General features: G+C 73.7%; 11 protein-coding genes. 3 read left to right on the top strand and 8 right to left on the bottom strand.

Going from position 1 to position 12,438, the window contains the following annotated elements:
- Positions 1–194 precede the first annotated feature (194 nt).
- The 7 genes from pheT to infC form a co-directional block, all read right to left on the bottom strand.
- Positions 195–2,696: a phenylalanine--tRNA ligase subunit beta gene (gene pheT / locus AC07BF_RS36850; protein ID WP_363583814.1), complete on the bottom strand. Its 2,502-nt coding sequence runs from the start codon at positions 2,694–2,696 to the stop codon at positions 195–197.
- Positions 2,696–3,817 (bottom strand): phenylalanine--tRNA ligase subunit alpha, encoded by a 1,122-nt coding sequence (gene pheS, locus AC07BF_RS36845; RefSeq protein ID WP_363372880.1) that lies wholly within the window; start codon positions 3,815–3,817, stop codon positions 2,696–2,698. The genes pheT and pheS overlap by 1 nt, the downstream gene beginning before the upstream one ends.
- A 368-nt stretch (positions 3,818–4,185) precedes the next feature.
- A complete protein-coding gene (locus AC07BF_RS36840; RefSeq protein ID WP_363583816.1) occupies positions 4,186–5,289 on the bottom strand; it encodes a sensor histidine kinase in 1,104 nt (367 codons plus the stop codon).
- Positions 5,290–5,399: 110 nt separating this feature from the next.
- Positions 5,400–6,266: a TrmH family RNA methyltransferase gene (locus tag AC07BF_RS36835; RefSeq protein WP_478334535.1), complete on the bottom strand. Its 867-nt coding sequence runs from the start codon at positions 6,264–6,266 to the stop codon at positions 5,400–5,402.
- 104 nt (positions 6,267–6,370) lie between these two features.
- Positions 6,371–6,766, bottom strand: coding sequence for a 50S ribosomal protein L20 (gene rplT, locus AC07BF_RS36830; protein ID WP_030055649.1), 396 nt, complete (start codon positions 6,764–6,766; stop codon positions 6,371–6,373).
- Positions 6,767–6,875: 109 nt separating this feature from the next.
- Positions 6,876–7,070, bottom strand: a complete 195-nt coding sequence (rpmI, locus tag AC07BF_RS36825) for a 50S ribosomal protein L35 (protein ID WP_030055648.1) — start codon at positions 7,068–7,070, stop codon at positions 6,876–6,878.
- Between the two features lie 141 nt (positions 7,071–7,211).
- The gene (infC, locus tag AC07BF_RS36820) at positions 7,212–7,988 is read right to left on the bottom strand and encodes a translation initiation factor IF-3 (protein WP_363583961.1); all 777 of its coding nucleotides are present in this window, start codon (positions 7,986–7,988) and stop codon (positions 7,212–7,214) included.
- Positions 7,989–8,470: 482 nt separating this feature from the next.
- On the opposite strand from infC, the gene AC07BF_RS36815 reads away from it, so the two are divergent.
- Positions 8,471–8,848, top strand: a complete 378-nt coding sequence (locus AC07BF_RS36815) for a DUF1844 domain-containing protein (RefSeq protein ID WP_350877933.1) — start codon at positions 8,471–8,473, stop codon at positions 8,846–8,848.
- A 119-nt stretch (positions 8,849–8,967) separates the two neighbouring features.
- Here AC07BF_RS36815 and AC07BF_RS36810 read toward each other — a convergent pair whose 3' ends face one another.
- Positions 8,968–9,741 carry an SseB family protein gene (locus AC07BF_RS36810; protein WP_478334534.1) on the bottom strand — a complete coding sequence of 258 codons (774 nt, stop codon included), beginning with the start codon at positions 9,739–9,741 and terminating at the stop codon, positions 8,968–8,970.
- A 91-nt stretch (positions 9,742–9,832) separates the two neighbouring features.
- Here AC07BF_RS36810 and AC07BF_RS36805 point away from each other — a divergent pair, with 91 nt between their 5' ends.
- Together AC07BF_RS36805 and AC07BF_RS36800 are read left to right on the top strand one after the other, a co-directional pair.
- On the top strand, positions 9,833–11,056 hold the full coding sequence (locus AC07BF_RS36805) for an alanine racemase (protein ID WP_478334533.1): 1,224 nt from the start codon (positions 9,833–9,835) through the stop codon (positions 11,054–11,056).
- 292 nt (positions 11,057–11,348) lie between these two features.
- A complete protein-coding gene (locus tag AC07BF_RS36800; protein WP_400803675.1) occupies positions 11,349–12,272 on the top strand; it encodes a lytic polysaccharide monooxygenase auxiliary activity family 9 protein in 924 nt (307 codons plus the stop codon).
- Positions 12,273–12,438: the final 166 nt, after the last annotated feature.

Genomic DNA, 12,438 nt, shown 5'->3' with positions numbered 1-12,438 from the left:
CCGACCATCCAACCCGATCGGGGGGACAGAACGGAACGGGCGGGCGACGGAACGGGGCGGGGGGGGGGGGGGCGACCCCCCCCCCCCCCCCCCCACCCCCCCCCCCCCCCCCCCCCCCCCCCGCCCCCCCCCCCCCACCCCCCCCCCCCCCCCCCCCCCCCCCCCCCCCCCCGGGGCCCTGGGGCCTGACGGGATCAGGCGCCGCGCAGCACCGCGCCGGTGCGGGCGACGGCCTCGGCGACGGCCGCCTCGCGGGCGGCGGTCGCCTCGTCGGCGGTCAGCGTGCGGTCCGCGGCGCGGAAGCGCAGCGCGTACGCCAGCGACTTGCGGCCCTCGCCGACCTGCTCGCCGGTGAAGACGTCGAACAGCCGGATGGCCTCCAGCAGTTCGCCCGCGCCGGAGCGCAGCGCGGCCTCCACGTCGGCGGCCGGAACGGCGGCGTCGACGATCAGCGCGACGTCCTGGGTGGCCACCGGGAAGCCGGAGACCGCAGGGCCGTTGACCTTCTCGGCGCCGTCCGCGGTGAGCAGGTCGACGTCGATCTCCATCGCGCTGGTGCGGGCCGGCAGGCCGAGCGCCTTGACGACGCGCGGGTGCAGCTCACCGGCGTGGCCGACCACCCGGTCGGTGCCGGTGACGACCAGCTCGGCGCAGCGGCCCGGGTGCCACGGCGCCCGCTGCCCCTGCCGGACGGTCAGCTCGACGCCGGCCGCGCGGGCCACCGTACGGGCCGCCTCGACGGCGTCCGCCCAGGACGCCACGGCGCCCTGGCCCCACCAGCCGGACGGCAGCCGCTCACCCGCGAGGGCGACGGCGACCCGGCGCGGCTGGTCCGGCAGCGCGGCGTCCAGCGCGGCCAGCTCCTCGGCGCTCGGCCGGCGGTCGACGGCCGGACGCGGGGCCACGGACAGCTCGTCCTTGGGCAGGAAGACGGTGCCGGTCTCGTAGATCGCCAGGTCGGTGTTGCCGCGGCCGACGTTGCGGCGCAGCGAGCCGAGCAGGCCCGGCAGCAGCGTGGTGCGCAGCGCCGGCTCCTCGTCGTTGAGCGGGTTGACCAGCTTGACGGTGCGCCGACGCCGGTCGTCCGGCTCCAGGCCGAGCGCCTCGAAGGCGCTCTCGCCGAGGAACGGGTAGTTGTTGACCTCGACGTAACCGGCCCCGGCCAGCGCGACGCCGATCCGGCGGTGGACGCGCTGGGCCTCGGTCAGGCCCTTGCCCGGGGGCACGTTGGGCATCCGGGCGGGGACGTTGTCGTAGCCCTCCAGCCGGATGACCTCCTCCGCGAGGTCGTACGGGTCGGTGAGGTCGGGGCGCCAGGTCGGCGGGGTGACCTCCAGGACGTCGGCGCCGGCGACCGAGCAGCCGATCTCCTGCAGGCGCCGGGTCACGGTCTCGCGGCCGTACGCGGTGCCGGCGACCCGGTCGGGCAGGTCGGCGGAGATGGTGATGGTGCGCACCGGGTGCGGGGCGGCGATGTCGGTGACCCCGGCCTCGGCGGTGCCGCCGGCGATCAGGACCAGCAGGTCGACGGCGCGCTGGGCGGCGGCGCGGGCGGCCTCCGGGTCGACGCCGCGCTCGAAGCGCTTGGACGCCTCGGAGGGCAGCTTGTGCCGCTTGGCGGCGCGGGCGACGGCGACCGGCTCGAAGTGCGCCGCCTCGATGATCACCTCGGTGGTGCCCGGGCCGGCGGCCGGGTCGAGGATCTCGGTGGAGGCACCGCCCATGACGCCGGCCAGGCCGATCGGGCCGCTGTTGTCGCAGATCAGCAGGTCCTCGGCGGAGAGCTTGCGCTGCACGCCGTCGAGGGTGGTGAGGCTCTCGCCCTGCTCCGCCCGGCGGACCGTGATCGGGCCGCTCACGCGCTGCTTGTCGTAGGCGTGCAGCGGCTGGCCGACCTCCAGCATCACGTAGTTGGTGATGTCGACGGTCAGCGAGATCGGGCGGATGCCGGCCTTCTGGAGGCGGCGCTGCAGCCAGATCGGGGACTTGGCGGTCGGGTCGATGCCGACGACCGTGCGGGCCACGAAACGGTCGCACCCGGCCGGGTCGTTGACCTTGACCAGGTAGCCGAAGGAGTTGGCCGGCGGCACGTCGAGCAGCGCCGGGTCGGCCAGCGGCAGCCCGTACGCGGCGGCGGCCTCGCGGGCGACGCCGCGCAGCGACAGGCAGTAGCCGCGGTCCGGGGTGACGGCGATGTCCAGCACCTCGTCGACCAGCTGGAGCAGCTCGATCGCGTCGGTGCCGGGCTCGAACTCCGGCGGGAGCACGATGATGCCGTCGTGGTCGTCGCCCATGCCGAGCTCGCGGGCCGAGCAGATCATGCCGGCCGAGGTGCGGCCGTAGGTCTGGCGGGCCGCGATCGGGAAGGGGCCGGGCAGCACGGCGCCCGGGAGCACCACGACGACCTTGTCGCCGACGGCGAAGTTGGTGGCGCCGCAGACGATCTCCTGCGGCTCGCCGGTGCCGTTGGCGTCGCCGACGTTGACGAGGCAGTGCCGGATCGGCTTCTTGAAGCCGGTCAGCTGCTCGATGGAGAGCACCTCGCCGACGACCAGCGGGCCCTTGAGGTCGCCGCCGAGCTGCTCGACGGTCTCGACCTCCAGGCCGGCCCGGACCAGGCGCTCCGCCACGTCACGGCCGGTCTCGCCGGCCGGCAGGTCGACGTACTCACGCAGCCAGGAAAGCGGGACGCGCATCAGATCTCCATCCCGAACGGGAGGGTGAAGCGCACGTCACCCTCGACCATGTCGCGCATGTCGGCGACGTTGTGACGATTCATCAGGATCCGCTCCAGGCCCAGGCCGAAGGCGAACCCGCTGTAGCGGTTGGGGTCGACGCCGCAGGCGACCAGCACGCGCGGGTTGACCACGCCGCAGCCGCCGAGCTCGATCCAGCCCTCGGAGGAGCAGGTCCGGCAGGGGCGGTCCGGGTTGCCGACGCTCTCGCCGCGGCACACGAAGCACTGCAGGTCGATCTCGGCGCTCGGCTCGGTGAACGGGAAGTACGAGGGGCGCCAGCGCAGCTCCAGGCCGCCGCCGATCAGCTTCTCGACCAGCACCTCGATGGTGCCCTTGAGGTCGGCGAAGGTGATGCCCTCGTCCACCGCGAGGCCCTCGACCTGGCGGAACACCGGGGTGTGCGTGGCGTCCAGCTCGTCGGTGCGGTAGACGCGGCCGGGGCAGACCACGTAGACCGGGGGCTCGCGGTCGAGCAGGGTGCGGGCCTGGACCGGGGAGGTCTGGGTGCGCATCACCACGCCGGAGTCGGCGGAGCCGTCCGGGGCCTGTACGAAGAAGGTGTCCTGCATCGAGCGGGCCGGGTGGTCCGGGCCCAGGTTGAGGGCGTCGAAGTTCAGCCACTCGGCCTCGGCCTCGGGGCCCTCGGCGACCTGGTAGCCCATCGCGACGAAGGTGTCCTCGATGCGCTCGGCCAGGGTGGTCAGCGGGTGCCGGGCGCCGCGCGGGGCACGGTCGTACGGCAGCGTGACGTCCACCGCCTCCTCGACCAGCACGCGGGCGTCGCGCTCCGCCTCCAGCTCGGCCTGCCGCTTGGCGAGGGCCTTGTTGACGGCGCCGCGGGCCTGGCCGATCAGCTTGCCGGCGGCGGCCTTGGCGTGCGGGGGCAGGGCGCCGATCTCGCGGTTGGCGAGGGAGAGCGCGGAACGGTCGCCGGTGTGGGCGACCTTGGCCTCCTTCAGCTCGTCGAGCGTGCTGGCGGCGGCGAAGGCGGCGACGGCCTCGTCCCGCGCCTGCTCCACCACCTCGGGCTTGAGGGCCTCGACCTCGACCGGGTCGTACGACTTGTTGGGTGCCGACATCTCTATCTTCCCGTGCTCCTGCTCGTCCGTGCTCAGGTAAGGGTGGCTCTCCCCTGCGGTACGCCCGGTGTGGCCGGGGCACGGGCAGCCGTTCTCCGTACGACGGGGAAGAGGGGTGTCCGCGGCTCAGCCGCACAGGGCGTCCCACAACGCCAAAGGTCGAGTGTAGTCGCAGCGCGTAGCGCGGCTGCCTGGAAGCCCGTCCAGCGGGACCGCAGAGCATGCGTTCATGCTCTTTCAGAGCATGCCCCGCTCGTCGTCATGCTCCTTCAGAGCATGCTCTGCTTGTCGTTCATGCTCCTTCAGAGCATGCTCTGCTTGTCGTTCATGCTCCTTCAGAGCATGCTCTGCTTGTCGTTCATGCTCCTTCAGAGCATGAAGTCCGGAACGCTGGCGGGCAGGATAAATCGGAACCGGGCGCCGCCGCAGGGGGCCCGGTCGACCCGGATCGAGCCGCCGTGGGCCTCCACGATGCCCTTGACGATGTACAGGCCCAGGCCGGTGCCGCCGCGCTTGGAACCGCGCCAGAAGCGGGTGAAGACGCGCGGCATCGACTCCTCGGGGATGCCGCTTCCTTCGTCGCTCACGGTGACCGCGGTTCCTTCCACGATGCGGGGAGGGGTGCCCGAGCGCTCCCAGAGGGGCGCCTCGACGACCTCCTTGGCCGGTGCCACCTCGATCGTGACAGTTCCCTCGCCGTGGCGCACCGCGTTTTCCAGCAGGTTGGCCAGCACCTGGTCGACCTTGTCCGGGTCGGCCCACAGGACGGTCAGCGACTCGCTGATCCGGACGTCGAAGCGCTCCTCGGGGATGCCGGTGGCGACCTTGCGCTCGACGTGCCGGCGCACCGCGGCGGCCAGGTCGACCACCTGCTTGCGCAGTTCCAGCCGGCCGGCGTCGATCCGGGAGATGTCCAGCAGTTCGGCGATCAGCCGGGTGACCCGGTCGGCGTCGGCGTCCACCGTCTCCAGCATCAGCCGCTTCTGCCCGTCGGTGAACCGCTCCCACTTGGCCAGCAGCGTCGCCGTGAAGCCCTTGACGCTGGTGAGCGGCGAGCGCAGCTCGTGGGCGACGGTGGCGATCAGCTCGGCGTGGCTGCGCTCGGTGCGGCGCCGGGCCTCGGTGCCGCGCAGCGCGATCACCACCCGCTGCGGCGGCCCCAGCGGCACGTCCCGGACGTACCGGGCGGAGACCAGCACCTCGCGGCCGCCGGGCAGCAGCAGGTTGCGCTCCGGCTGGCCGGTGCGGGTGGCCAGGCCGCCGTACGGGTCGGTCAGCTGCCACCAGCGGCGGCCGTCCAGGTCCTCCAGCGGGAGGACGTCCTCCAGCCCGCTACCGAGCGCGGCCTCCGGGGGCAGGCCGGTGAGCCGGGCCGCGGCCCGGTTGAAGCAGACCACCCGGCCCAGCGCATCGGCGACCACCAGGCCGTCCGGTAGGTCGTCCGGGTCGAGCTCTGGCCCGCTGCCGACCATGGGTGTCCTCCCCGATTACCCACCGTGCCGTTCCCCCCACAGAGGCAGACCCTAGCGCCTCGCAGCCCCCTGTAGTAGGCCCTCGGCCGGTGGCGCCGGGAGCGTGCGGGTCAGGCGTTCGAGCGGCAGCCGCCGGGCGAGCGCTGCGCCCGGGCCGAGGCGTACAGGCAGACGGCCGCGGCGGTGGCCAGGTTGAGGCTCTCGGCGTGCCCGTGGATCGGGACGCGCACGATCTCGTCGGCCAGCGCGCGGGTCTCCTCCGGAAGCCCCCAGGCCTCGTTGCCGAACACCCACGCGCCGGGCGCGCCCAGGGTGCCCTCGTCGAGCTCCTGGTCCAGGTCGCGCTCCCCCGCGCCGTCCGCGGCGAGCACCCGGACCCCGGCCGCGCGCAGCTGCGCGACGGCCTCCTCGACCGGTACGCCGACCGCCACCGGCAGGTGGAACAGGCTGCCGACGGAGGCCCGGACGGCCTTCGGGTTGTACAGGTCCACCGAGGCGTCGGTGAGCACCACGGCGTCCGCGCCGGCCGCGTCGGCGGTGCGCAGCACGGTGCCGGCGTTGCCGGGGTCGCGGACGTGGGCGAGGACCGCGACGAGCTTGGGGCGGGCCTTGAGCACCTCGGCGAACGGGGTGTCGATGAAGCGGCAGAGCGCCACGATGCCCTGCGGGGTCACCGTGTCGCAGATGTCGGCGATCACCTCGTCGGTGGCGGTCAGCACCGGCAGCCCCTCGGCCAGCGTCGCCTCGACGATGGCGGCGTGCCGCTCGGCGGCCTCCGGGGTCACGTACACCTCGACCACGGCGTGCTCGGCCGAGCCCGGCAGCTGGCCGAAGGCGACGGCCTCCCGGACGGCCTGCGGGCCCTCGACCAGGAAGCGGCGCTCCTTGGTGCGCTGGTTCCGCTTGGCGAGCCGGCGGGCGGCGACGACGCGCGGCGAGCGCAGGGAGGTGAGCAGGGGGGTGTCGGTGCTCGGCATGGTCTCGTTCTCTGTGGCGGGCGGCGCTGAAGATCCGGGGAAACGCAGAACCGGACCCGCAGGGAGCCTGCGGGTCCGGTCAGAGCTCGACTGATCTCGGAAGATCAGGCGGCGTCGGCGGCAGCCTTGGGGGCGTTCACGTCGGCCGGCAGCGCCTTCTGGGCGACCTCGACCAGCGACGCGAACGCGCCCGGGTCGTTGACGGCCAGGTCGGCCAGCATCTTGCGGTCGATCTCGACGCTGGCGGCCTTCAGGCCCTGCACGAAGCGGTTGTAGGTGATGCCGTTGGCACGGGCCGCAGCGTTGATGCGCTGGATCCACAGCTGACGGAAGTCGCCCTTGCGCTTCTTGCGGTCGTTGAAGTTGTAGACCAGCGAGTGGGTGACCTGCTCCTTGGCCTTGCGGTACAGGCGCGAGCGCTGGCCACGGTAGCCGCTGGCGCGCTCCAGGATGACCCGGCGCTTCTTGTGGGCGTTGACTGCCCGCTTGACGCGTGCCACTTGATTACTCCTTGGGTTGGACCACGGACTACTTCACGTGGTCCGTCATTCGAATGGGTCGGGAAGGATCAGCTGCCCCGCTCACGGCTCGCACCGGGCGGGAGGGCGATCACTTGCCGAGAAGCTTCTTGATCTTCTTGGCGTCAGCGGGGGCCAGCTCGACGGTCCCGGCCAGCTTGCGGGTCAGCGTCGAGGGCTTGTGCTCCAGGAGGTGGCGGCGGCCGGCGCGCTCGCGGAGCACCTTGCCAGAGCCACTGATCTTGAAGCGCTTGCTGGCGCCACTGTGCGTCTTCTGCTTCGGCATTTCGCCGTATCTCCTCGTCGGTCCCGTCCGCGCCCGCGCGGCCTGCGCCACGCGGGCGTGAACTGGATGGATCTGTGTGACCGGGCGGGGCGCCCCGTCACCTTGGGGCCGGTCTCCCGGGCCGCCCTGGCCGGTGAAGGCTCAGGCGCCCTGGGAGGCGGCCGGCTGCTCGACCGGAGCGTCGGCCTCGACGGCCGGTGCCTCGGCCGGGGCGTCCTCTGCCTCGGTCGCCTCGTCGTCGGCGACCTCGTCATCGGCGACCTCGTCGTCGGCGACCTCGTCGTCGACCAGCAGGTCGTCGTCCACCAGGTCGTCGTCCGCGGCGGCGTCGGAGCCGGGGGTACGGCCCTGACGCTCGGCCTTGCGGGCGTCGGCGAGGGCGCGGGCCTCGGCCATCGCCTCGGTCTTCTTCTTGTGCGGGCCAAGAACCATGATCATGTTTCGGCCGTCCTGCTTCGGCGACGACTCGATGAAGCCCAGGTCCTGGACGTCGTCGGCGAGCCGCTGCAGCAGGCGGAAGCCCAGCTCGGGGCGGGACTGCTCACGACCACGGAACATGATCGTGATCTTGACCTTGTCGCCCTGCTTGAGGAACCGGACGACGTGACCCTTCTTGGTGTCATAGTCGTGCGGGTCGATCTTCGGCCGGAGCTTCATCTCCTTGATGACCGTGTGCGCCTGGTTCTTGCGCGCCTCACGGGCCTTCATGGCCGACTCGTACTTGAACTTGCCGTAGTCCATGAGCTTGCACACCGGCGGCCGGGCGGTCGCCGCGACCTCGACCAGGTCAAGGTCGTACTCCTGCGCGAGCTCCAGCGCCTTGGCAAGCGGCACGATGCCGACCTGCTCGCCGCTGGGACCGACGAGTCGCACCTCCGGGACGCGAATCCGGTCGTTGATGCGGGGCTCGGTGCTGATGGGGCCTCCTCGGTTGCACCTTCTGCGATGCGGCCGTCGGACGGCGGACGCACGTAGTGGACTCGACCACTGGGCGGGGCTTCATTCGTGCTGCGCTGCCCGGCACCTGTTCGGCACCGTGTGCACCGCGACACGAAAAAAGCCCCGCTCGGTACAAGCGGGGCTCCACACAATCCGGGGGCAACACCCTGGTGAGGAGCGCTGCTGCGACTCGGCGCCGTGGCGCCCGTCGCGGACCGGGACCCGTCGACCCTGAGGTCGACCAGGTGGGAGACTTTCGCGGTTGCCCTCTCGGGCCTCCTGGGTGGAGCCTCCTCTTGCTGGCCAGGTGCCCATACGGGATCCCGGCCGGTCAGTCTCGAAGCATACAGCGCTGCGGAGTCGAACGCTATTCCGCCCCACCTCACCACCTTTGTCCGCCTCCGGAAGGGCCCTTGTACGCTCCAGGGGTACGGACACCGGCACGACGGAACGAGCCCCCCTTGAGTAGCGAGCCCACCAAGACCCCCGGCGCGGACGACGACGCGATCGGCTTCGACGACCTCACCCGGGACATCGCCGAGGTCCCGGCCGTCGAGGTGATCACCACCGTCGCGGTGCACCTGATGAGCGCCGCCGCGGTCAAGTGCGGCCTGGCCGAGGGCGGGGACAAGGACAAGGACCTCGACGAGGCCCGCAAGCTGATCACCGCGCTGGCCGGACTGGTCACCGCCGGCGCCCCGGAGATCAGCAACTTCCACGCGGCGCCCCTGCGGGACGGCCTGCGCTCGCTGCAGCTGGCCTTCCGCGAGGCCTCCATCGTCCCGGACGCGCCGGGCACGGGCCCGGGCGAGAAGTTCACCGGGCCGGTCTACTCCTGACCCGGACGCGACTCGGGGGCGGGGGGGCGCGCGAAGCAACACCCCCCACCCACCTCCCCCCGCCCCCCCCCCCCCCCCCCCCCCCCCCCGACGCACTTCCTACGGCTCCCCACCGCTCCCTACCGCCTGTAGAGCGGCTCCCCCGGCAGCTCCGCGCTCGCCGGCAGCACCGCGAGGTCCAGCCCCCGGTCCAGCCGCACCCGCAGCACCGGGTCGGCGGCCACCGCCCGCCCGACCCGCTGCACGGCCGCCTGCAGCCCGTCCTGCTCCAGCGCCGGGTCGAACACCACCGCGAGCACCCCGTCCGAGCCCTCCGAGGCCGCCAGCAGCCCGGTGAGCACCTGCGGCTCGGCCGCCAGCAGCCCGCGGACCGCCTCGCGCACCTCCGGGTCCCGGACCGGCGGCAGGAACGGGCGGTTCTCCGCGAGCGCCCGCAGCCGGGCGCCGCTCAGCTGGAAGGGCACCGGCCCGGCCGGGTCGACCAGCAGGGTGTCGGCGCGCTCGGAGAAGGCCACCATCGCGGCCTGCGGGGCCGCCGTCGGCGCCGGGCGGGCGTCGGCACGCCAGCGGGCGAGCGAGTCGAGCGAGGTGAAGGCCGGCAGCGCGCGGCGCCCGTCCGGGGCCTCCAGCACCGGGACGGCCATGTCGCTGGTCTTCTCGTGCTGGTGCCCGTGCTCGTCCACCTCGACCTCGCCGAGGATCGCGACGATCGGGACCATCAGCCGGGTGGGGGTCAGCGCCGCCAGCACCTCCGGCTCGGCCGCGTGGTCCTGCGACCAGCGGGCGAGGGCCTCGGCGAGCGCCGGGTCTGCGGTGCCGTCGTCGTCGGAGAAGCCGGGGTTCGGGATGCCCTTGCCGACGAACGCCGGGTTGGAGAAGTCTTTGCGGTCCACCCGCCCGACCCTATGCCACCGCGCGCGAGCCGCCCCATTTCCCCGCACGCGGGGGCTACCCACCGGTAGTGCGGTGTGGCACCCTGCGCCCATGGTGATCCTCGACGCACCCGCGACCGCTCCCGCTCCGGTCTCCGACCGCCTCCGGTACGACCGGGCCACCGCGCACCTGGACGGTCCGGTGGCCGTCGTCGACCTCGCCGCCTTCGACGCCAACGCCGCCGACCTGGTGCGCCGGGCCGCCGGCAAGCCGATCCGGGTGGCCAGCAAGTCGGTGCGCTGCCGGGCGCTGCTGGAACGCGCGCTGGCCGTGGACGGCTTCGCCGGGGTGATGAGCTACACCCTCGACGAGTCGCTCTGGCTGGCCCGCACCGGCGTGCGCGACGTCCTGCTCGCCTACCCCTCCGCCGACCGGGCCGGGTACACCGAGCTGACCGCCGATCCGGCGCTCGCCCGCGAGGTCACCGTCGTCCTCGACGACCCCGCCCAGCTGGATCTGATCGACAAGGCCCGCGGCGGCGACGCCGAGGTGCGGGTCTGCCTGGAGCTGGACACCGCGCTGCACCTGCTCGGCGGGCGGGTCCGGGTGGGCGCCCGGCGCTCCCCGCTGCGCACCCCCGAGGACCTCGGCGCCTTCGCCGAACTCGTCCAGCACCGCCGGGGCTTCCGGGTGGTCGGCCTGATGGCCTACGAGGGGCACGTCGCCGGGGTGGGCGACCAGGTGCCCGGCCGGCCGCTGCGCTCGCAGCTGATCCGGCTGATGCAGGCCAGGGCCAGGACCGAACTGGCCGAGCGGCGGGCGGCCGCGGTCCGGCGGCTGCGGCGGGTGGCCGAGCTGGAGTTCGTCAACGGCGGCGGCACCGGCAGCGTGGAGTCCACCGTGGCCGAGCGCGCGGTCACCGAGGTCGCGGCCGGCTCCGGGCTCTACCTGCCCCGGCTGTTCGACAACTACCGCTCGTTCCACGGCCGTCCGGCCGCGCTGTTCGGCCAGCCGGTGGTGCGCCGCCCCGGCGTCGGCGTGGTGACGGTGCTCGGCGGCGGCTACCCCGCCTCCGGCGCGGCCGGCCCGGACCGCTCGCCGGTGCCGTACCTGCCGCAGGGGCTGCGCTACGACCCGATGGAGGGCGCCGGGGAGGTGCAGACCCCGCTGCTCGGCGCGGCCGCGGACGACCTGCTGATCGGCGACCGGATCTGGTTCCGGCACGCCAAGGCGGGCGAACTGTGCGAGCGCTTCGCCGAACTGCACCTGATCGAGGGCGATCGGATCGTCCGGACCGTCCCGACGTACCGGGGCGAGGGGAAGGCGTTCCTGTGACCGGTCGGCGGCCGGCGGCGGCCTGACCGTCCGAACGGCCGTCCGACGACCTTTCCGGAGCCTTAAGCGGGCCCGATGGAACGCCTAACCCGGCCGTTCCGTCGGGCCTTTGCCCTGTTCGGGGGCCTACAGTCCGTCAGAAAGCGTGGCATGCGCGACTATTGCCAGCTGGTCCAGACCAATCATACGCTCTGGCCAGGGGTCCGCGGTCCGGGCCGGCGGCCCCCGAACGGGCAGGCGTGTCCGCTCCCCCCACACTCGCCCGGAACGACGGTCAAGGAGTCCCCACCCCATGTCCATCAAGCGAAGTGCCCTGTCCGTCGGCGCGGTCGGCGCCGCGGCCCTCGCGGTGGCCGTTTCCACCGCAGGCACCGCCAGCGCCCACGGCACCATGACCAACCCGGTCAGCCGGGTCGCCGCCTGCTACGCCGAGGGCCCCGAGCACCCGGTGTCCCAGGTCTGCAAGGACCTCGTCGCCGCGAGCGGCACCCAGCCGCTGTACGACTGGAACGAGGTGAACATCGCCAACGCGGCCGGCAACCACCAGTCGCTGATCCCGGACGGCAAGCTCTGCTCGGCCAACCGCGACAAGTACCAGGCCCTGGACTGGCCGCGCACCGACTGGCCGGCCACCGCGGTCAAGGCGGGCGCCTTCACCTTCCAGTTCCGCACCACCGCGCCGCACGTGGGCACCCAGACCGTCTACATCACCAAGCCGGGCTACGACGCCACCAAGCCGTTGAAGTGGTCGGACCTCGACCCGACGCCGGTCGCCCAGGTGCAGGTCGACCGCACCGCCACCAACGGCTTCTACACCTACGCCGGCACCCTGCCGCAGCGCACCGGCCGCCAACTGCTGTACACGGTCTGGCAGCGCAGCGACAGCCCGGAGGCGTTCTACAGCTGCTCCGACGTCGACTTCGGCGCGGCCACCGCGGCCGGTGCCCCGGCGGTTCCGGCGCTCGCCGCGCAGGCCCCGGCCGCGCCCAGCGACGCGCAGATCGCGGCCGACGCGCCCAAGTCCACGGTCGCCCACCACGGCCACGGCGGCGACCCCAACTCCCCGGCCGGCGCCGTGATCCCGACCGCCGCCGCGGCCGTCGGCACGTCGGCCACCGGCCCGCTGCTGCTGGCCGGCGCCGCCGCGATCAGCGTCGGCTGGGCCGGCATGGTGCTCCGGCGCCGTCGCATCGAGGCTGTTCGACGCGACTCCTGACGCCGGACGCGGGGCCGGGGCGGCCAAAACCCCCGTCCGGCCCGGTTCCGCGGCTCCACCCCGTCCGGAACGAACGGCGGGGGGGGGGGGGGGGGGGGGGGGGGGGGGGGGGGGGGGGGGGGGGGGGGGGGGGGGGGGGGGGGGGGGGGGGGGGGGGGGGGGGGGG

It is taken from the genome of Kitasatospora sp. NPDC043950 (assembly GCF_056435345.1).
This window is presented reverse-complemented; position numbering and strand designations above follow the sequence as displayed.